This is a genomic window from Methylovirgula sp. 4M-Z18, from assembly GCF_037890675.1.
In the GTDB taxonomy this organism is placed as follows: Bacteria; Pseudomonadota; Alphaproteobacteria; order Rhizobiales; family Beijerinckiaceae; genus 4M-Z18.
The window spans coordinates 782,146-802,373 of the sequence record NZ_CP149574.1 but is presented as its reverse complement, the minus strand read 5'-3'; the positions used below and the strand labels follow the sequence as shown (position 1 = coordinate 802,373).

Annotated in this window: 23 protein-coding genes and 1 riboswitch; of the genes, 11 read left to right on the top strand and 12 right to left on the bottom strand. The window is 61.3% G+C overall.

The annotated features are described in order from the left end of the window. Positions 1-3: 3 nt before the first annotated feature. The 12 genes from V9T28_RS03610 to V9T28_RS03555 all read right to left on the bottom strand — a co-directional run bounded on the left by V9T28_RS03610 (position 4) and on the right by V9T28_RS03555 (position 9,411). Positions 4-213, bottom strand: coding sequence for a hypothetical protein (locus V9T28_RS03610; RefSeq protein WP_116400881.1), 210 nt, complete (start codon positions 211-213; stop codon positions 4-6). A gap of 10 nt (positions 214-223) precedes the next feature. Then, a complete protein-coding gene (locus V9T28_RS03605) occupies positions 224-709 on the bottom strand; it encodes a F0F1 ATP synthase subunit B family protein (protein ID WP_116400880.1) in 486 nt (161 codons plus the stop codon). 15 nt (positions 710-724) lie between these two features. Then, positions 725-1,300 carry a F0F1 ATP synthase subunit B family protein gene (locus V9T28_RS03600; RefSeq protein ID WP_116400879.1) on the bottom strand — a complete coding sequence of 192 codons (576 nt, stop codon included), beginning with the start codon at positions 1,298-1,300 and terminating at the stop codon, positions 725-727. Positions 1,301-1,374: 74 nt separating this feature from the next. Continuing rightward, the gene (locus tag V9T28_RS03595) at positions 1,375-1,596 is read right to left on the bottom strand and encodes a F0F1 ATP synthase subunit C (RefSeq protein WP_116400878.1); all 222 of its coding nucleotides are present in this window, start codon (positions 1,594-1,596) and stop codon (positions 1,375-1,377) included. A 47-nt stretch (positions 1,597-1,643) separates the two neighbouring features. Continuing rightward, positions 1,644-2,405, bottom strand: a complete 762-nt coding sequence (locus V9T28_RS03590) for a F0F1 ATP synthase subunit A (RefSeq protein ID WP_445242150.1) — start codon at positions 2,403-2,405, stop codon at positions 1,644-1,646. Positions 2,406-2,474: 69 nt separating this feature from the next. Then, complete coding sequence (locus V9T28_RS03585; protein WP_116400877.1) at positions 2,475-2,813, bottom strand: AtpZ/AtpI family protein; 339 nt, start codon at positions 2,811-2,813, stop codon at positions 2,475-2,477. A 390-nt stretch (positions 2,814-3,203) separates the two neighbouring features. Next, complete coding sequence (gene gcvPB / locus V9T28_RS03580) at positions 3,204-4,766, bottom strand: aminomethyl-transferring glycine dehydrogenase subunit GcvPB (RefSeq protein ID WP_199500132.1); 1,563 nt, start codon at positions 4,764-4,766, stop codon at positions 3,204-3,206. After that, positions 4,766-6,106, bottom strand: coding sequence for an aminomethyl-transferring glycine dehydrogenase subunit GcvPA (gene gcvPA, locus V9T28_RS03575; protein ID WP_116400875.1), 1,341 nt, complete (start codon positions 6,104-6,106; stop codon positions 4,766-4,768). The genes gcvPB and gcvPA overlap by 1 nt, the downstream gene beginning before the upstream one ends. Before the next feature lie 48 nt (positions 6,107-6,154). After that, complete coding sequence (gene gcvH, locus V9T28_RS03570) at positions 6,155-6,526, bottom strand: glycine cleavage system protein GcvH (RefSeq protein WP_116400874.1); 372 nt, start codon at positions 6,524-6,526, stop codon at positions 6,155-6,157. 17 nt (positions 6,527-6,543) lie between these two features. Continuing rightward, a complete protein-coding gene (gcvT, locus tag V9T28_RS03565; RefSeq protein WP_116400873.1) occupies positions 6,544-7,683 on the bottom strand; it encodes a glycine cleavage system aminomethyltransferase GcvT in 1,140 nt (379 codons plus the stop codon). 173 nt (positions 7,684-7,856) lie between these two features. Continuing rightward, a riboswitch (glycine riboswitch) is annotated at positions 7,857-7,946 on the bottom strand. Between the two features lie 94 nt (positions 7,947-8,040). Then, positions 8,041-8,661, bottom strand: coding sequence for a hypothetical protein (locus V9T28_RS03560; protein ID WP_147306438.1), 621 nt, complete (start codon positions 8,659-8,661; stop codon positions 8,041-8,043). Between the two features lie 105 nt (positions 8,662-8,766). Beyond that, complete coding sequence (locus V9T28_RS03555; RefSeq protein ID WP_116401082.1) at positions 8,767-9,411, bottom strand: invasion associated locus B family protein; 645 nt, start codon at positions 9,409-9,411, stop codon at positions 8,767-8,769. Between the two features lie 472 nt (positions 9,412-9,883). Here V9T28_RS03555 and coxB point away from each other — a divergent pair, with 472 nt between their 5' ends. The 11 genes from coxB (at position 9,884) to V9T28_RS03500 (ending at position 20,072) form a co-directional block, all read left to right on the top strand. Further along, positions 9,884-10,738 (top strand): cytochrome c oxidase subunit II, encoded by an 855-nt coding sequence (gene coxB, locus V9T28_RS03550; protein WP_116400870.1) that lies wholly within the window; start codon positions 9,884-9,886, stop codon positions 10,736-10,738. Between the two features lie 42 nt (positions 10,739-10,780). Continuing rightward, the gene (gene ctaD, locus V9T28_RS03545; RefSeq protein WP_116400869.1) at positions 10,781-12,448 is read left to right on the top strand and encodes a cytochrome c oxidase subunit I; all 1,668 of its coding nucleotides are present in this window, start codon (positions 10,781-10,783) and stop codon (positions 12,446-12,448) included. A gap of 132 nt (positions 12,449-12,580) precedes the next feature. Further along, positions 12,581-13,522, top strand: a complete 942-nt coding sequence (locus tag V9T28_RS03540) for a heme o synthase (protein WP_116400868.1) — start codon at positions 12,581-12,583, stop codon at positions 13,520-13,522. Between the two features lie 3 nt (positions 13,523-13,525). Beyond that, positions 13,526-13,834, top strand: coding sequence for a hypothetical protein (locus tag V9T28_RS03535; protein ID WP_116400867.1), 309 nt, complete (start codon positions 13,526-13,528; stop codon positions 13,832-13,834). Further along, complete coding sequence (locus V9T28_RS03530; protein ID WP_158554799.1) at positions 13,824-14,396, top strand: cytochrome c oxidase assembly protein; 573 nt, start codon at positions 13,824-13,826, stop codon at positions 14,394-14,396. Before V9T28_RS03535 ends, V9T28_RS03530 begins: the two co-directional genes overlap by 11 nt. Positions 14,397-14,470: 74 nt before the next feature. Beyond that, the gene (locus V9T28_RS03525; RefSeq protein ID WP_116400865.1) at positions 14,471-15,337 is read left to right on the top strand and encodes a cytochrome c oxidase subunit 3; all 867 of its coding nucleotides are present in this window, start codon (positions 14,471-14,473) and stop codon (positions 15,335-15,337) included. Positions 15,338-15,570: 233 nt separating this feature from the next. After that, positions 15,571-15,948: a DUF983 domain-containing protein gene (locus tag V9T28_RS03520; RefSeq protein ID WP_116400864.1), complete on the top strand. Its 378-nt coding sequence runs from the start codon at positions 15,571-15,573 to the stop codon at positions 15,946-15,948. After that, positions 15,945-16,667, top strand: coding sequence for an SURF1 family protein (locus V9T28_RS03515; RefSeq protein WP_116400863.1), 723 nt, complete (start codon positions 15,945-15,947; stop codon positions 16,665-16,667). The genes V9T28_RS03520 and V9T28_RS03515 overlap by 4 nt, the downstream gene beginning before the upstream one ends. A gap of 92 nt (positions 16,668-16,759) precedes the next feature. After that, entirely contained in the window at positions 16,760-18,184 is a 1,425-nt protein-coding gene (gene thrC, locus V9T28_RS03510; RefSeq protein ID WP_116400862.1) for a threonine synthase, read from the top strand. A 6-nt stretch (positions 18,185-18,190) separates the two neighbouring features. Then, positions 18,191-19,453 (top strand): M16 family metallopeptidase, encoded by a 1,263-nt coding sequence (locus V9T28_RS03505; protein WP_116400861.1) that lies wholly within the window; start codon positions 18,191-18,193, stop codon positions 19,451-19,453. A 10-nt stretch (positions 19,454-19,463) separates the two neighbouring features. Next, the gene (locus V9T28_RS03500) at positions 19,464-20,072 is read left to right on the top strand and encodes a GNAT family N-acetyltransferase (RefSeq protein WP_116400860.1); all 609 of its coding nucleotides are present in this window, start codon (positions 19,464-19,466) and stop codon (positions 20,070-20,072) included. Positions 20,073-20,228 lie beyond the last annotated feature (156 nt).

Sequence of the window (20,228 nt, the reverse complement as noted above, 5' to 3'; positions counted from 1 at the left end):
CCGTCAACACAACGGGCCCTGGGTGGCGCTCGTGATGCTCAATGCTTCAAGACACCGCGCGCAATCCCCCATGCCGACGCTTTTAATCCGCCAGAGGATTGTGGCAAGACAAGGATGGCGCTTCACCAAGAAGTGATCGCGCTTTTGCGGCGCCGGTGTGGATCGGCCATAAAAAAAAGCGCCGGAAAAACCGGCGCTCTTTTTGTCGATCACGAAGAGCCGTTCAGCTTGCGAGGCGAAGCTTCAGCTCGCGGATGCCATTGTTGATCAAATCGTCGCCAGTCGCGCCGGCGACATTGGCTTTCAGCACCGATTCGGCGGCCTTGGTGGCAGCGTCTGCCGCCGCGGCGCGCACTTCGGCGGCGGCTTGCGCCTCGGCCTGGGCGATCTTGGCTTCCGCCTGCTTGGTGCGGCGCGCCACATATTCCGTGAGCCGATCGTGGCTTTCCTGGGCCAGGGCTTCCGCCTCGGCTTTGGCCTGGGCCACGATCGCGGCGGCCTCGGACTCGGCCGATTTCGCCTTGGCCTGGAAGCTCTTCAGCAAGGCCTCGGCTTCGTCGCGCAGGCGCTTGGCCTCGGCCAGCTCCGTGGTCACCTGGACGGCGCGATTATCGAGAGCCCCGGCAATCATCTTGTGGAATCCCACGTAGGCGAGAATGCATACGAAGATGATGAAGCCGAAGGCGACATAAAATTCTGCGTCGAACAAAGTCGCATCCCTCCTTTAGCCGTGTGCCGCAGCGACCGCCTGGGCGATCTGCGACTGATCCACGGGTTTGCCAGTCAAGTGCTGCACAATGGCTGCGGCCGCGTCGTGGGCGATCTCGCCGACATGGCTCATCGCATTCGCCTTCGTCGCCGCGATCTGCGCTTCGGCGGCAGCCAGCTTGCCGTTCAAATCGTCTTCCAGTTCGTGACGCTTCGCATTGGTCTCGTCAGCGAGCTTGGCGTGGGTGTCCTGCGCCAAAGCCTGGGCATTGCCCTTGGCCACAGCCAGTGCCTTGTCATAGGCTTCGCCTGCGGCCTTGGCCTGCGCATCCATCTGCACGGCGTCGTCGATATCCTTCGAAATACGCGCCTTGCGGTCGGCCAGAATGCCGCCCACGCGCGGCAGCGCGATTTTCGACATGAGCCAATAGAGGATGCCGAAAACGATAATCAGCCAGATAATCTGGTGCGACCATTGCGTCGTGTCGAACGGCGGAAAATCCGCATCTGCCGTCACATGGCCCGGAGCCTCGGTCGCAGCCTGTGTGGGGGCGGGAGTATCGGCTTGCGCCAGTAGAATTTTCGTCGCCATCTGGGCTTTTCCGGTTTCTAAACGTAAAGGCGCGCCGGAGACCAAGCGCCGGCGCGCCGCATAGTAAGTTTATTTCAACCCTTGAGGTAGAGCAGGATCGCGATCAAGAACGCGAAAATGCCGAGACCTTCGGCGAGCGCCGCACCGATGATCGCATTGGTGAACTGCGAAGCTGCGGCAGACGGATTGCGCAGCGCGCCAGACACGAAATTACCGAAAATCAGGCCGACACCGATCGCGGCCGCGCCCGAACCGATAGCTGCGAGACCTGCGCCGATGTAGTTAAAATGATCCATTATAAGCTCCTAGAGATATGTGGCCGCTTTTGTTGTTCGGATATTTATCAGTGGCCGGGGTGAATCGCGTCGTTCAGATAGACGCAAGTGAGAACCGCGAAGACGAACGCCTGCAGCACCGCCACAAGCAGTTCCAACGCGAACATCGCAATCGTTGCCGCCATCGGCAGCGGTGACAAAATCGCCCAGGCGCCGCCGCTAAACAGCAGCACGATGAAGCCGCCGAACACCTGCAGGGTAATGTGGCCTGCGAGCATGTTGGCGAAGAGACGCACGGAGAGCGAAATGGGGCGCGACAGGAACGAGATGATTTCGATCGGCACCAATATGACGAGGATCAACGCCGGCACGCCGGAGGGCACGAACAGCTTCAGCCAATGCAGACCGTGTTTAAAAAGACCGTAGGCGATCACCAGGCAGATGATGAAAATCGCTAGTGAGAAGGTGACGATGATCTGGCTCGTCACGGTGAACGTATAAGGGATGAGGCCGATCAGGTTCGAGAACAGCACGAACATGAAGACCGAAAAGACGAAGGGAAAGAATTTCATCCCATCCGTACCGGCGGTCTGCCGTACCATATTGGCGGTGAATTCATAGGCCATTTCCGCGGCCGCCTGGCCGCGTCCGGGCACGAGCGCCTTAGCCGACGTCGCGGCCACCATCAGCAGCGTTATGAGCGCCAGAACGATGATCATGAACAACGATGCTTTGCTGAAGGATGCGTCGACGCCCAGCGGATGCAGCTCCAAAAAATGCGGAATGCTAAACTGCTCGATGGGGTTCAGATGAGGAGCTTCGGTCGCCAAGATCAAACCTTCACAATTGCGGCGTGACGCCTATCAACTTCAAGCCTCTTCGAACGAAGAAGCGCCCGATCACGAATTGCCTTTTTGCTGTGCAACGGCAATCCGATAAATATTCCAGAACCCCGACAGCATGCCCAACATCGAGAAGACGATGAGCATGAATGGCCATGTTCCCAGCCAGCTGTCGAAGACCCAGCCTAGAAACACGCCCACCAGGATCCCTGCGACGAACTCGGCGAGCACCCGGAACGCCATGTTCAGCGCCCGCCCTGATTCCCCGCTTTTCAAGGGTCCGCCGGCCTCCGCCTCTTCCTGGCTTTGGCGCTGCTGTTCGAGCGCATTTGACAAATTTGCCAGCCGCGCACGTAAGGCCGCGTCCTCCCGCTCGGTATCCTCTGACTTTCCCATCCCTCACCTTCCGGCTCTCAACGCTAGCGGAGAATGCCAAAACGCGCGGCATATGAAGCTTTTGGACACCGATAGGCCGCGTCGATCATTCCCGCACCTGCGTGGGAGAACCCAGCCCGACCCCATTTGAACCGGGCGCACCATAGACAGCGGGTCCAATCAAGTCAAGAATATGGCAAAAAGTCTTATGTATTTGATTTACATGATATATTAGCGATTTTCCAGCTTCCCCGGCACGGGTCCTGACGAGATTCTGACTTTCTCGTCGGTTTTTCGGCGCCTTGCGGCAAAATTTCGCAGCGCCGGACCACGGCATTTGCCCGGATTTTCCGTTGGTTCCGTGCCATCCCCCGACCGCAAGAGGCTGCGGTCGGGACGATGCAAGCCCGCCTATTCCGCCGCGTCGGCGATGGGCCGGAGCGGTGTCCATTTCAGAATCGGCTGGCGCGCGGCGCGCGTCTCATCCAGCCGCCGGCGTGGGGCGAAATGCGGCGCGTTGGTGAAGCGCTCAACCTCGCCGTTGCGCGCGCCGAAGGCAAGATCACGCAGGGTCGCGATGAACAGGTCGAGCGACGCTTTCGATTCGGATTCGGTCGGCTCGATCAGCATCGCGCCATGCACCACAAGCGGGAAATACATGGTCATCGGGTGATAGCCTTCGTCGATCATCGCTTTCGCGAAATCGAGCGTCGTCACCCCCGTATCCTTCAGCCAGGAATCGTCGAACAGGGCCTCGTGCATGCACGGCCGATTGCCGAACGGCAGCGACATGAGATCGGCAAGGCTGGCGCGGATGTAATTGGCGTTCAGCACCGCGTCTTCGGAGGCCTGCTTCAACCCGTCCGACCCGTGCGAGAGCATATAAGCGAGCGCCCGAACGAACATACCCATCTGGCCGTGGAACGCCGTCATGCGGCCGAGGCTCGCTTCGCCCTCGGCATGCTCGACCAACCGCAGCCACGCACCCTCGCGCAGGACGAAGGGCACGGGCGCATAGGGCGCAAGCCGGTTGGAGAGAACGACCGGCCCCGCGCCCGGACCGCCGCCGCCATGCGGCGTCGAGAAGGTCTTGTGCAGGTTGATATGCATCGCATCGATACCGAGATCGCCGGGCCGCACCTTGCCGACGATCGCGGTGAAATTCGCGCCGTCGCAGTAGAAATAGGCGCCGGCCTCGTGCACGAGGCGCGCGATCTCGACAATGTCCTTCTCGAACAGGCCACAGGTGTTCGGATTGGTGAGCATGATTGCCGCGACATCCGGTCCGAGTGCCGCCTGAACATCGCCCGGATGCACCGTCCCGTCCTCTTGCGCGGGAATGGCACGGACCTGGAAGCCGATGAGGGCGGCCGTCGCGGGATTGGTGCCATGGGCCGATTCCGGCACCAGCACCACGTTGCGCGTCTCGCCTTCGCCCTTGGCGGCGATCGCCGCCTTGATCGCCATCATGCCGCACAATTCGCCATGCGCGCCGGCCTTCGGCGACATAGCGACCGCCGGCATGTTGGTGAGCGTCATCAGCCAATGGGCAAGATCGGCGATGAGGCCGAGCGCGCCCTGCACGGTGGATTGCGGCTGCAGCGGGTGGACGTCGGCAAAACCCGGCAGGCGCGCGAGCCGCTCGTTGAGCCGCGGATTGTGCTTCATCGTGCAGGAGCCGAGCGGATAGATGCCTGAGTCGATCGCGTAATTCTTCTGACTGAGCCGCACGTAATGGCGCATCGTCTCCGGCTCGGAGAGGCCGGGCAGACCGATCTCGCTGGTGCGCTCCAAGCCGCCGAGCGCGGATTGAAAGGCCGGCGGCTCGTCGACATCGACGCCGGTCACATCAAGACGGCCGGTTTCGAAGATCAGCGCCTCTTCGAGCTGCAACGCATGGTTGCCGGTAAAGGTCTCGTGGCCTGCCGCGGAAGCGGCGCCGGCGCGGGTCGGACGTCCTTGCGTATTCAACATCAGAGCGATCCTTTCAGCGCCGAGACGAAGGCCATGCGGTCTTCATCCGAATTCACTTCCGTATTGGCGACGATGATGAGATCGTCATAGCCAGATTGCGGCGCCAGTCGGCTGAACGGCACGCCGCCGAGCACGTCGCGCGCCGCCATCTTCTCGATGACGGTCGCGGCATTACCCTTCACCCGCAAGGTGAATTCGTTGAAATAGGTTTTGTTGACGAGCTCGACGCCAGGAATGTCACGCACCATCTCGGCCAATGCGACGGCATGGGCGTGATTGAGTTTGGCGAGCCGCCGCAAGCCGGTTTGCCCGAGCAAGGTCATGTGAATCGTGAAGGCGAGACAGCACAGGCCCGAATTGGTGCAGATGTTCGATGTCGCCTTGTCGCGGCGGATATGCTGCTCGCGCGTCGACAGCGTCAGCACGAAACCGCGCCGGCCGTCCGCGTCCACGGTTTCGCCGCACAGACGTCCCGGCATTTGCCGCACGTATTTCGCGCGCGTCGCGAACAGGCCGACATAAGGCCCGCCGAAACTCAACGCATTGCCGATCGATTGCCCTTCGCCGACCGCAATATCCGCGCCCATTTCGCCCGGCGGCTTGATGAGACCGAGCGAAATAACTTCCGTGAAGACCGCGATGAGCAATGCGCCTTTGGCGTGCGCGGCATCGGCGATTTTCGACAGATCGCGCAAATTGCCGAAAACGTCCGGCGTCTGGACGACGACGCAGCTCGTCGCATCGTCGATCTTGGCGATGATGTCCTCATCGGCATGAACGTCGGCCGGCATCGAGACCACCGCATCGCCGGCCATGTGCGACACGGTGCGCACCACATCGCCATATTGCGGATGCAAGCCGCCCGACAGAATCGCCTTGCGGCGCTTGGTGATGCGATGCGCCATCAGCACGGCTTCCGCCGTGCCGGTGGACCCGTCATACATCGAGGCATTGGCCACATCCATCGCCGTCAAGGCGGCGACCTGGGTTTGAAATTCGAACAGGCTTTGCAGCGTGCCTTGCGAAATTTCCGGTTGATACGGCGTATAGGCGGTCAGAAATTCCGAGCGTTGAATCAAATGATCGACGGTCGCCGGAATGTGATGCTTGTAGGCGCCGCATCCGACGAAGAAGGAAGACGTCGAGGCGGGAATATTGCGGTTGCTCAATTTCGTGAGCGCGCGCTCCACCTCGAGTTCGGTTTTCCGGCGCGGCAGGTCGAGCGGCGCCTTGAGCAGAAGGTCGTTGGGAATATCGGCAAAAAGCGCGTCGATATGCACGGCGCCGACTTTCGTCAGCATGTCGCCACGTTCGACGTCGGTCAAAGGAAGATAGCGCATCGCTTGAACTGTGCTCCGGAATTTTAATCGCCGCGGTCGCCGCGCGGCTTACAAGGTTTTCAGAAAGTCCTGATACGCCGCCTCATCCAGCAAATCGTCGAGTTCCGCGGGAGTGCTCAATTTGACCTTCATGAACCAGCCCTTGCCGGCGGGATCTTCGTTCACCGTCGCGGGCGTTGCTTCCAACTCGCTGTTGACTTCGACCACCGTGCCGGAGACAGGCGAAAACACTTCGCTTGCCGCCTTCACGCTTTCGACGACGGCGGCTTCACCGCCTTTCGCCAGCGTCTTGCCGACGCTCGGCAATTCGACGAACACCACGTCGCCCAGTGCATTCTGCGCATAGTCGGTGATGCCGATCGTGCCGACGTCGCCGTCGACACGGATATATTCATGATCTTTGCTGTAGCGGATGGTCATGTGATGTCCCCTTTTCCTTAGCCCCGATAATAATTCTGCGGCACGAACGGCATTTTGACGATGGACGCTTTCAACGGTTTGCCGCGCACTATGACATGCACCGGCGTTCCGACCGGCGCATATTTCGCTTCGACATAGCCCATCGCGACCGGCGCATTGAGGCTCGGACCGAAGCCGCCGGACGTGATCTTGCCGATCAGCACGCCGTCGAGCGTCGTAATATCGCAGCCCTCGCGCGCCGGCGCTTTGCCGTCGGGCAGAATGCCGACGCGCAGGCGCGACGGGCCGTGGGCCAATTGCAGGCGCACGCGCTCGTCGCCTGGAAAACCGCCCTCGGCGCGGCGGCGCTTGGAAATCGACCACATCAAGGCCGCTTCGACCGGCGTCGTGGTCGTGTCGATGTCGTGGCCATAAAGGCAAAGACCGGATTCGAGCCGCAGCGAATCGCGCGCGCCGAGCCCGATCGGCTTGACCTCGGCTTCGCGCAAAAGCGTTTGGGTAAAATCAGCCGCATGCGCGTCTGGCACCGAAATCTCATAACCGTCTTCGCCGGTATAGCCGGAGCGTGACACATGGAAGCTCACGCCGTCCCGCTCGACGATGTATAGCGACATGAACGGCATGGTCTCGACACCCGGCAGATGCCGCTCCAGCACCGCGGCAGCTTTGGGCCCTTGCAGCGCAATCAGCGCGTGATGTTCGAGCACTCTGAGCGTGAGATGCGGCAGGCGCGAGCGAATATGGGCAAAATCCGCGTCCTTACAGGCTGCGTTGACGACGAGATAAAGCTGCTCGGCGCCGTCCGCCGCATCGGCCAGCCGGGTGACCATCAGATCGTCGAGAATCCCGCCGTCCTCGTTCAAGAATTGCGTGTAGCGGATGCGCCCCGGCGCCAGCGCGGCAAGATCGCCCGGCACCAGCGATTCGAGCCCTCTGACCGCATCGGGCCCTGACAGAATCGCCTGACCCATATGCGATACGTCGAACAGCCCGGCCTGCGCCCGCGTATGCAGATGCTCCTGCAAAATGCCGGACGGGTATTGGATCGGCATATCATAGCCGGCGAAAGCGGCCATGCGCGCACCGAGCTTCACATGCAAATCATGCAAAGGCGTTTGCTTGAGCGGGGTGTCGGATGAGGAATGCGGGTCAGTCATGACGGGCCTGGCCAAAGAGATAGCGTAACCTCCAGACGTGAGCCTGGCGCGACGCCCCCTCTGTCACGGGACCTGAGAGATTTCCCGCCCGGCGTTACGCCGGATCGGTTACCCCCGTCGGTGGATGCAGAACTCTCGAATCCTCAAGAATTCCGCCTCGCTTTCCAGAGTGTCATCCCTCTTGCGGTCCTGATGCCTGAGCGTTTCCGGGGCGGTTGCGCCTTCGGCGCCGGTGATGAACCGGACTCTCCCGCAGAGGGTGGATCTGACAATCGGAGCATTACTCCGCGTCATAGATATGGTCAATGGCGGCATCGAAAAAAGTAATGATCTTCCACCGATACCGCCGGGACTGCCCTATTGTGCCGCTGCAGCCGCGTGGCGGCGGCGGCGCGGTTTCGCCGGCGCGCCGCTGTCCGTGCCCTTGCTGTCAAAGCCGACGACGATCGTGTAATCCTGATCCGCATCAGTGCGGGTGAAAGGCACTTCCATCACATCGGAGACCAGCGAGAACGTGCCGACCGTGTCACCGGCGGGCACGGTCGCCGAGACGCGGAACAGTTTGCTCGCCGCGGCCGTATTATCCGCGTCCTTGCGCACCGCAATGCGAATCGGCGCCGAGAATGTTCCGGGCGAACCGGCCGGTCCCAAGAGGACCTTGCCTTCGACGCCGACCGTGATCTGGATCTTGCCGTTGACCACCTTGCATTCGCGCGCCAAGTCGCCCAGCGAATATTGATAGCGGACCGATTCGCCCGACCCGCCGACGCGCAAGGCGCTCGCGCCGTCGAGAACCTGCACGAACGGGCAATAGACTTCCGGCTCGTCCTCCTTGGCTTTCGGCGGCGGCGGCACGGGCGGGGCCGAGGGGCGGTTGAAGGCAACAAGGCTGGCAGGGTCGAACTTGCTGCTGCCGCTGCCGCAGCCGGCGAGCGACAAAGTCAGGAATGCAACACCAAGTACACGCATCCCCGGCATAAACGCCTCCATCGGAAAGTCCCTAAAAATGCCCTGCGTCATGAAAATCCTCCACACGGCTCACAGCCATTTTGATCCCGTCAGACTGAAACAAAGCCGTCCGGCCTATTGCGGCGGCAGCGTCGGTGCCGGAGTTGGCGCCGGTGCCGGCGGTTTTGCGCCTGCCGCGTTCGGGTCGGCGCCCTGTGGCGCGCTGGAAACGTCGGGCAGGCTGTCGTAACCGTCCTTGAAACCGGACAGCGCGACCGGAATGCCGATCCCCTCCTCCGGCGTGTCGAAAATCGAGAAGACGGCGCTTTGGCCGTTTCTCAGCTGCTGCAGCAATTTGTCGTCGATGCCGACTTCCGCATAGCAGCCGTTCGGCAGGCAGCGGCCGAAGCCGGTCTTGCCGATATTGGCGCCGTCGATATTCAGGTTGAGGCCGCGCGGCAGGAACACGCCCAGCGGCGCGACGACCCGCAGGATCGAGCCCTTGCCGTCCGCCACCTTGACGATGATGATCTGCAAATTGACGTTCGGCTTGTCTTCCGCCGCAATGCTCTGCACCAGGCCGCATTGCTCCTGAACCGCGCCCGGCGGCGTGTCGCAACGCATTTCCCAATCGCCGAACTTGTTCTTCAGGACGCCTTGAGACTGCGCCAAGGCTTGGCCGGTGCCCAAAATCGCCAAAGCGAGCACCGCTCCGGCCAGCAGCCGCCAGAACCCCGCCGGCCATGTGCCGGTTTGTGGCTGAATCCTGCTAACGCGCATCCGAATCATTCCCGTTCCTCATCCACATCCGCGTCATATCATGCGCGCGACATGTCATTATAATATCCACGAATCAAACCCAAGGGCCGATGCGGTGTAAAAGCCGTCCGTTCCGTAGCAAATGACCTTTGCCTGTCAAGCGCCGGCGTGAAATGGTGCCTGCGCAGCTCGCAACGTTTGCAGCGCCGAACAAAGGAGGATAGTTTCGCGCCCATTTGCCGCATCGGGCAAAAAGTTCGACGGCATTGCGCTTGCAGCGGGACTGTGGTTTGAAACGGGGTTGAGATGGCGTTTTTCCGCCTTTGGATTGGCTTGGGCTGGGGCCTCGTCCCGTGGGGCCGATCCGAGGCGGAATGCAATATTCTCACGAAAGCGGCCAGAATGAGGCCCTTTTGCGAGGAAAATTCAAGTGTCCGCCAGATTGATAAAGCGGATCTGGCCGAGAGGAGCGACGACGTTCATGAGGTTTAATATGCGGGGAATCGGGCCGGCGGCGGCCGCTCTATTAACGTTCTTCACCTCCACTTGGGCCCGTGCGGAGGACGCCGTGCTCGGCGCCCCGGTTCCGGGCCAGATCGGCATGCCCGAGCCGGCGAGCACCGTGGCTCAGGACATCGATAGTTTCCACACCTTGCTGTTGTGGATCATCATTCCGATTTCGCTGTTTGTTCTCGCCCTCCTCCTCATCATCGTTTTTCGCTTTAACGAGAAGGCCAATCCCGTTCCCTCCAGGACGACACACAATACCCTGCTCGAAGTGGCCTGGACGATCATTCCGGTTCTCATCCTGGTGATCATCGCGATCCCCTCGTTCCGGCTCCTGACCAAGGAATTGGTTGCCCCCAAGGCCGACATCACCCTCAAGGCGACCGGCAAGCAATGGTACTGGACCTACGAATATCCCAAGGACCAGGCGGGCGGCTTCAGCTACGATTCGAACTATAAGAAGCAAGCGGACCTCAACGACTTCGAGAAGGAGCACCAGCTCTACCTGCTCGCCGTCGACAACGAACTCGTCGTGCCGGTGCATAAAAACATCGTGATGACGATCACGTCCGACCCGACCGGCGTCATCCATTCCTTCGCGGTGCGCGAACTCGGGGTGCGCGTCGACGCCGTTCCCGGCCGCGCAAACCAGACTTGGTTCAATGCCGACAAGGAAGGCGTCTACTACGGGCAATGCTCGAAACTATGCGGCAAGGACCATGCCTTCATGCCGATCGCCATCCGCGTCCTGAGCCAAGAGAAATATGACGCCTGGTTGCAGGATGCGAAGAAGAAATTTGCGAGCAACGGCGGCGCCTCCGCCCTTGCAAGCGCGCAATAAGCCGGTCCGTCTGGATCGTTTCAAGTTCGAGGATTTACACGTATGGCAACCTCAACCACCCACGATGCTGCGGACCACGGCCACCCGACCGGCTGGAAACGCTATCTTTATTCCACCAATCACAAAGACATCGGCACGCTCTACCTGATCTTCGCGATTTGCGCCGGCGTCATCGGCGGTGCGATGTCGATCGCGATCCGCGCCGAATTGCAGGATCCCGGCATCCAGGTCTTCCCGATCATCGCCAAATATCTCGAAGGCGCCGGCGACAACAATCTCGACGCCGCCAAGCATCTTTATAACGTCTTCATCACCGGCCATGGCCTGATCATGATCTTCTTCATGGTGATGCCGGCGATGATCGGCGGGTTCGGCAATTGGTTCGTTCCGATCATGATCGGCGCGCCGGACATGGCCTTCCCGCGCATGAACAACATTTCCTTCTGGCTGTTGCCCGCATCCTTCGGCCTGCTGGTGATCTCGATGTTCGTGCCGGGCGGCGAGGGCTTCAACGGCGCCGGCACCGGCTGGGTCATCTATCCGCCTTTGTCGAGCTCGACGGGCCATGACGGGCCGGCGATGGATTTCGCCATTCTGTCGCTGCACATCGCGGGCGCGTCCTCGATCCTCGGCGCGATCAATTTCATCACCACCATCTTCAACATGCGCGCGCCGGGCATGACCCTGCATAAGATGCCGCTGTTCGCGTGGTCGGTGCTGATCACCGCCTTCCTGCTCGTGCTCTCGCTCCCGGTTCTTGCCGGCGCGATCACCATGCTGCTGACGGACCGCAACTTCGACACCTGCTTCTTCCGTCCCGATTGCGGCGGCGACCCGATCCTGTTCCAGCACCTGTTCTGGTTCTTCGGCCATCCGGAAGTGTACATTCTGATCCTGCCCGGCTTCGGCATCATCAGCCACATCATATCGACCTTCTCGAAGAAGCCGGTGTTCGGCTATCTCGGCATGGCTTATGCGATGGTCGCTATCGGTTTCGTCGGCTTCGTCGTGTGGGCGCACCACATGTATACGGTCGGCCTGTCGCTCAACACGCAGCGCTATTTCGTCTTCGCGACGATGGTGATTGCGGTGCCGACCGGCGTGAAGATCTTCTCATGGATCGCCACCATGTGGGGCGGCTCGATCTCGTTCCGCGCGCCGATGGTCTGGGCCGTCGGCTTCATCTTCCTGTTCACCGTCGGCGGCGTGACCGGCGTCGTGCTCGCCAATGCCGGCGTCGACCGCAGCTTGCACGAAACCTATTATGTGGTCGCGCACTTCCACTACGTGCTGTCGCTCGGTGCGGTCTTCGCGATTTTCGCGGCCTGGTACTATTGGTTCCCGAAGATGACGGGTTACATGTACAATGAGACCCTGGCCAAACTGCATTTCTGGATCATGTTCGTCGGCGTGAACCTGACGTTCTTCCCGCAGCATTTCCTCGGCCTCGCCGGCATGCCGCGCCGCTACATCGACTATCCGGAAGCTTTCGCGTTCTGGAACAAATGGTCGTCGTTCGGCTCCTACATCGCCGGTATCGGCGTGCTCGTGTTCCTCTACACGGTGCTCGAAGCCTTCTCGAAGAAGCGTGTTGCTGGCGACAATCCGTGGGGCGTCGGCGCGACGACCCTGGAGTGGACGCTGTCCTCGCCTCCGCCCTTCCATCAGTTCTCGACCCTGCCGCGCATCACCGGCTCGGACGGGCACTAAAGACCACGGCGGCCGGTTTCCGACCGGCCGCCGGACTCATCCGTTGGACGACCTTCAAGAGGCCGTCTTGCCGATGAGCCCGGCGCTTGAAGCCACGATGTTGAACGTCCCGATGTGGATTGGAATGTAGTAATGAGTTTGACCGCAGGTCATGACGGCGCGACTGACATGAATGCAGTCTCCAACGCCACCCCATCCGATTATTTCGCGCTGCTGAAACCTCGGGTGATGTCGCTCGTCGTCTTCACGGCGCTGACCGGCCTGATCATCGCGCCCGGCGGCATCAATCCCGTGCTCGGCTTCACCGCCCTGCTTGCCATCGCCATCGGCGCCGGCGCGTCCGGCGCGCTCAACATGTGGTATGACGCCGACATCGACGCGGTGATGCGGCGGACCCAGAAGCGACCGATTCCGTCCGGCAAAGTCACCAGCGGCGAGGCTTTGGCGTTCGGCCTGGTGCTCGCCGCCTTCTCGGTCGCGACCCTCGGGCTTGCTACCAATTGGCTCGCCGCCGGGCTGCTCGCCTTCACCATCTTCTTCTACGCCGTGATCTACACGATGTGGCTCAAGCGCTCGACGCCGCAAAACATCGTCATCGGCGGTGCGGCGGGCGCCTTCCCGCCGATGATCGCCTATAGCGCCGTGACCGGCACGATCACCCTCGACAGCCTCATTCTGTTCCTCATCATCTTCGTCTGGACGCCGCCACATTTCTGGGCTCTCGCCCTGGTCAAGCAGGGTGATTACGCCAATGCCGGCGTGCCGATGATGCCGAATGTGAAGGGCCCCGACCACACCCGGCTCGAAATCTTGGTTTATACGATCGTCCTCGCGCCGATCGGCTGCCTGCCGTTCTTGTTGAGCTTTGGCGGCATCACCTATCTTGCCGTCTCCGCGCTCGGCGGACTGACGATGCTTTGGCTCGCGGCAAAAGTCTTTCGCATCCGCGAGGGCGCGATGGCCAATAAACAGGCCATGCGGCTGTTCGGCTTCTCGATCCTTTATCTGTTCGCGCTTTTCGCCACTTTGCTCGGCGAACATCTCGTCGTGCGCATGCAAGTGCTTTGGAGTTAGCGCATGCTCGGCTTTCTGATCCCGCTCGTTCTGCTGGTCTGGGCCTTTGCCGTCGCGAAGGGCCTGAACGTTCTTTTCGCGCTCATCGGCTTTGCCTTGAGCGTCGCGCTGCTCGCCTATTTCGCGAAGACCAAGACGCCCGCGATCCAAGGGCTGACGCCGGCGCAGATGCGCGGCCGCGTTCAGCGCAATTGGGCCTTGGGCCTGTGCGTTTTAGCGTTTTTCGTGTTGTTCTATTGCGTGACGATCGTGCGCGTCGCGCATGCCCCGCATTTCGACCCCGCACAGCAGACCGATTCCTATGGCGAATAACAAAACCAATGCGCGCACCGCCTGGACCATCGCCGCGGTGGTCGCCGCGATGATCGGCCTCTCCTATGCCGCCGTGCCGCTCTATGCCGCCTTCTGCAAGGCGACAGGCTATGGCGGCGTCTTGCGCACGGCGGACACCGAATCCGCGACCCTGGGGCAGCGCATCATCAATGTCCACTTCGATACCAATGTCAGCGGCGACCTACCCTGGTCCTTCGAGCCGGAAGTCGATTCGATCAATGTGCGCACCGGCCAGACGGCCACCGTTTTCTTCAAGGTGAAGAACCTTTCGAACCAGCAGACCGCGGCAGTCGCTTCCTACAATGTCTCGGAACAGGTGAGCCCATGGTTCTACAAGATCTCCTGCTTTTGCACGTCGGAACAGCACCTGGGGCCGGGCGAATCGGCGGATCTACCGGTGGTCTTCTACCTCGATCCGGCGCTTGAAAAGGACGAGGCGATGAAGGGCGTCGAGACGGTCACATTGTCCTACACTTTCTATTCGTCGAAGCAGGATCCGCAACCCGTTGCGGATGCGGCGAAAAACAAACCGAAGCTATGATGTCGCAGTTGACCCCCGTCATGAGACATGTGAAATGGCTTCAATGGGCTGGAATTTGTTGAGGGAAACGACCGATGGCTGACAGTCACGCCAAACCGAACCACGACTATCATCTCGTTGATCCAAGTCCCTGGCCGCTGGTCGGTTCGGTCAGTGCGTTCATGCTGGCGATCGGCGCCGTCATGTGGATGAAGAGCCTGACCCTGGGCGGCCTGAAAATGGGCCCCTTTATTTTCGGCTTTGCCCTCATCGCCGTGCTCTACACGATGTTCGCCTGGTGGAGCGACGTGATCAGGGAGGCCGAGCGTGAAGGCCACCATACCCGCGTCGTGCAGATCAGCCATCGCTACGGCATGATCATGTTCATCGCGTCGGAAGTGATGTTCTTCGTGGCGTGGTTCTGGGCCTATTTCAACTCGAGCCTCTTCCCCAACGAAGTGATCGAATATGCCCGCACGGAATTTACCGGCGGCATCTGGCCGCCGAAGGGCATCGAGGCGCTCGACCCGATGCATCTGCCGCTCTTCAATACGCTGCTGCTGCTCACCTCCGGCACGACCGTCACCTGGGCCCATCACGCGCTGCTGCACAATGACCGGTCGAGCCTGAAGACCGGCCTGTTGCTCACCGTCCTGCTCGGCGCCATGTTCACCAGCGTGCAGGCGTGGGAATATTATCATGCGCCTTTCGCGTTCAAGGGCTCGATCTACGGTGCGAATTTCTTCATGCCGACCGGCTTCCACGGCGCGCATGTGATCATCGGCACGCTCTTCCTGATCGTCTGCCTGATTCGCGCCTATGCCGGCCATTTCAAGCCGGACCAGCATCTCGGCTTTGAATTTGCCGCCTGGTACTGGCATTTCGTCGACGTCGTCTGGCTGTTCCTGTTCTCCTGCATCTATGTGTGGGGCTCCTGGGGCGGCGTGATCCATCACGAATGACGCGTCCCGCACGGGCATTTCTGGAATCCCGGCCTTGTCGATAAGGCCGGGATTTTTATTTTCCCGTCCCCCGAGCGACTGCCTATAATACCAACGGTCACGAAGAGTGACCGTTGGTTCCTTTCTTCATTTTTCGCCTTTCCAAGGCGAGAGCGAAAAATGAAGAGCTGTCCAAAGGTCGCTGCTCGCGACCTTTGGTATAATGCCTTGAAATCTCAGCCCGAGACACGCCCATGTATGACGACGAATATCCGCCCCAGTCCCCCTATTCCACCGGCCTCGCCGGCCGTTGTCCGCGGTGCGGCCAGGGCAAGATGTTCAAGGGCTTTCTGGATGTAGCGCCGTCCTGCCAATCCTGCGGGCTCGATTATTCCTTTGCCGACGCGGGCGACGGGCCGGCCGTTTTCGTGACCCTTTTCGCGGGCTTCATCGTGCTTGGCCTCGCGCTCTGGACCGAGCTGACTTTTGCGCCGCCGATCTGGGTCCATCTGATGATCTTCCTGCCGCTGACCCTCGTCGTCTGCCTCGGCATTCTGCGGCCGCTCAAAGGCCTACTCATCGCCCTGCAATACAAGAACAAGGCTGAACAGGGCCGGCTGGAAAAGCATTGACTGCCACCACGCCGTCGCGCCGGCTGCTCGGGCCGGCCATTGCCACCCTTCTCGCCTTCATCCTGCTATGCGGCCTCGGCGTGTGGCAGTTGCAGCGGCTGGCCTGGAAGGAAGGCCTCCTGGCACAAATCCACGAACGGATCGCGGCGCCGCCCGTGCCGCTGCCGGATGAAGCTCAATGGCCGGGGCTTACGCCCAACGAATACGCCTATCGGCATGTCACGCTCACCGGCACGTTCGACTACGCGCAGGAAGCCCTGGTCTTCCGGCCTTTCCATGATGAGACCGGCTATCTGGTCCTGACGCCCCTGACGCTCGCCTCGGGCGCGCAGATCATCGTCAACCGCGGTTTCGTGCGCGAGGACCTGCGCGACCCGGCCAAGCGCTCGGCTGGGCAAATCCCCGGCGAGGTCACGCTCAGCGGCCTGATGCGCGAGCCGGAAAGCCGCAATCCTTTCACCCCTGCCGACGATCCGGCCAAAGGCCTCTGGTACACGCGCGATTCGATCGCGATCGCCCAGCATTTCGGCTTACAGCGCGCAGCCCCGTTCAGCATCGACGCCGATGCGACGCCGGTGCCGGGCGGCTGGCCGAAGGGCGGCACGACAGTGATCGACATTCCGAACAACCACCTGTCCTACGCCTTCACTTGGTTCGGCCTCGCCGCGGCGCTGCTCGGCGTCTTTGCGGTCTTCGCCTGGCGACGTCCCAAAGCGTGAGATGAGGCCATGCCGATTCAAGCGGTCCCAGTGACGAAATTTTATGCTACAGCCTGCCGCCATCGGTTTGCAGGACTTTGAGGATTTGCACGATGCGCTATGTTTCGACCCGCGGTTACGCGCCTGAGCTGAATTTCACCGAGGCTTTGCTGACCGGCCTGGCGCGCGACGGCGGCCTCTATCTGCCGCAGACCTATCCGCAGATTTCGGCCGACGAAATCGCCGGCTTTGCCGGCAAGCCCTACGCCCAAGTGGCGGAGGCCGTCATCAGCCGGTTCACCGGCGACACGATTGCCCCTGCCGACCTCTCGGCCATGATCGTATCTGCCTATGCGACCTTCCGGCACGATGCGGTGACGCCGCTGACCCAGATCGGCGACAATCTCTTCGTGGTCGAACTGTTCCATGGCCCGACCCTTGCCTTCAAGGATGTCGCGATGCAATTGCTCGGCCGGCTGATGGACCGCGCGCTGAAGGCGGCCGGCAAGCGGGCGACCATCGTCGGCGCCACCTCGGGCGACACCGGCGCGGCCGCCATCGAAGCCTTCCGCGGCCTCGATATGGTCGACGTGTTCATACTCTATCCGCATGGCCGCGTCTCCGACGTGCAGCGCCGCCAGATGACCACGGTCAGCGATGCCAATGTCCATACGATCGCCCTCGAAGGCACGTTCGACGACGCGCAGGCGATCGTGAAGGGCCTGTTCAACAACCATCGCTTCCGCGACGAATTCGGTCTGTCCGGCGTTAATTCGATCAATTGGGCCCGTATTGTCGCGCAAATCGTCTATTACTTCACCAGCGCTGTCGCGCTGGGCGCCCCGCATCGCAAGGTGTCCTTCACCGTCCCGACCGGCAATTTCGGCGATATTCTCGCGGGCTATGTCGCCAAGCGCATGGGCCTGCCGATCGAACGTCTCGGCATCGCCACCAATACCAACGACATTCTGGCGCGCACGCTTGCGACCGGCACCTATGACGTGCGCGGCGTCAAGCCGACGCAATCGCCCTCCATGGACATTCAAGTGTCATCGAATTTCGAGCGGGTGCTGTTCGAAGCCTATGGCCGCAACGCTTCCGCCATCAGCGGTGCGATGGGCAGCCTTGCACAATCGGGCAGCTTTACCATCGCTCCGGATGCGCTCGCGGCCATTCGCAGCGACTTCGACGCGGGCGCCACGCACGAAGCCGAAACGGCGGCCGAAATCGCCGCAACCTACCGCAATTCGGGCTATCTGCTCGATCCGCACACGGCCGTCGGCGTGCAAGTGGCACGGCAGCGGGTCAAGGATCACCCCGCGATTCCGATGTTGGTGCTCGGCACCGCCCACCCGGCGAAATTCCCCGATGCGGTCGGGCGCGCCAGCGGGGTCCGCCCCGCCCTGCCGGCGCATCTTGCAGATTTGTTACAAAGAAGCGAAAGTATGACCGTGCTGCCCAATGACCAGCGCGAAATCGAAGCCTTCATCCGTAGCCGCTCGCGCGCCGCGGCGATGAGCGCCGGAGCAAAAGTATGAGCCTGTATGAGTGTTGAAATAACGACGCTTCCCTCCGGTCTTCGCGTCGTCACAGATAAGATGTCCCATGTGGAAACCACCTCTCTCGGGGTGTGGATCGGAGCGGGATCAAGGCACGAACGGCCACAGGAACATGGGCTCTCGCATCTGCTGGAGCACATGGCTTTCAAAGGGACCAAGAAACGTTCGGCCCGGGACATTGCGGAGGAAATCGAGACGGCGGGTGGCGATATCAACGCCGCAACGTCGGTCGAGCAGACGTCCTATTACGCGCGCGTACTCGCGGAGGACACCGACCTTGCCATCGACATCCTGAGCGACATCCTCACCAATTCGGTCTTCGATCCGACCGAACTGGCGCGGGAGAAAAGCGTGATCTTGCAGGAGATCGGTGCGGCGGCCGATACGCCGGACGATCTCGTGTTCGACATGTTCACCGCGACCGCCTATCCCGACCAGTCGATCGGCCGGCCCATTCTCGGCACGCCCGAGCGGGTGTCGTCCTTCGACCCGACAGCAATCCGGGACTATCTCGGCTCACATTACCACTCCGAATCCATGACCGTCGCCGCGGCCGGTGCGGTCGATCACAAGGCGCTTGTCGCCGAGATCGGTGAGCGCTTCGGCCATCTGCCTGAGCCGATGCGGCTGCAAAAGGAGCCCGCCAAATATGTCGGGGGCGAGAACAAGCTGAAGAAGCGGCTTGAGCAGGCGCATATCATCATCGGCTTCGAAGGCGTTTCCTTCAATGATCCGCGCAATTACGCCGCGCATATTTTCGCCAATGTCGCTGGCGGTGGCATGTCATCGCGCCTATTTCAAGATGTGCGGGAAAAGCGCGGCCTCGCCTATTCGATCTATGCGTTCCACTGGGCCTTTTCCGACACCGGCCTGTTCGGCCTTTACGCCGGAACCAGCGCCGGCGATGTCACCGAATTGATGCCGGTTGCGCTCGATTGCCTGGCCGATGCGGCCGCGGATTTGTCGGAGGTGGAAGTGCAACGGGCCAAGGCGCAGATGAAGGTCTCGCTGCTCACCGCGCTCGAATCCTCGACGGCGCGGGCCGAGCAGATCGCCCGGCAGATGTTGTCCTACGGCCGCGTCCTGACGCGGCAGGAGGTGATCGACCGGATCGACGCGATCACGGTCGACGACATTCGCGCCGCGGGGCAAGAAATACTCAAGACGGCACCGACCGTTTGCGCCATTGGGCCAGTTGCCAAGGTTTGGACTCCAGATAAAGTTGCAGCACGGCTCTCTGGCGTATGAGGGATGGCTCGTGGCGCTCTTCCGACTCAATTTCGCGGCTGACCCAAAGGCCTGGATTCGCGGCAAATCGGTCTATTTGCGCCATGCGGAAATGGAAGATTTCCTGCCGTGGGCCCGGCTGCGCGCCGAAAGCCGCGAATTTCTAACCCCCTGGGAACCGATCTGGCCGGCCGATGACCTGACCCGCGCGGCCTTTCGCCGCCGTCTCAAACGGCATCGGGAAGAGATCGCGCGCGATGAATCCTACCCTTTCCTGATTTTCCGGCAGAGCGACCGGGTCCTGCTCGGCGGCCTGACCCTCGGCCAGGTCCGGCGCGGCGTCGCGCAAACGGCGACCCTCGGCTATTGGATGGGCGCGCCTTACGCCAACCGCGGCTATATGTCCGACGCGGTGCGCGCGATCCTTGCCCACGCTTTTGGTGTCATGGGGTTGCGGCGGGTCGAAGCGGCCTGCCTCATGCACAATGAGGCCTCAAGGCGGCTGCTGGAACGGATCGGCTTCCAGCGTGAGGGCGTGGCGCGCGCCTATCTGCAGATCAACGGCCGCTGGCAAGACCATGTCCTTTACGCCATTTTGGACAGCGATGTGCCTCTGGGCAGTGGACATCACCGCGGCTGATCGTCCACGGAAGCCTCTGGAATTTACGTTATCTGGGCAAAAAGCCGGGCAAAATCCTGTTGCGCCTTGCCCGCACAGCCGCAAATGACTACCAATCACACTTCCGACATGAATGAGGTTCACCGGATGGAAATGCGGGGCCGGCGGGTCGATGCC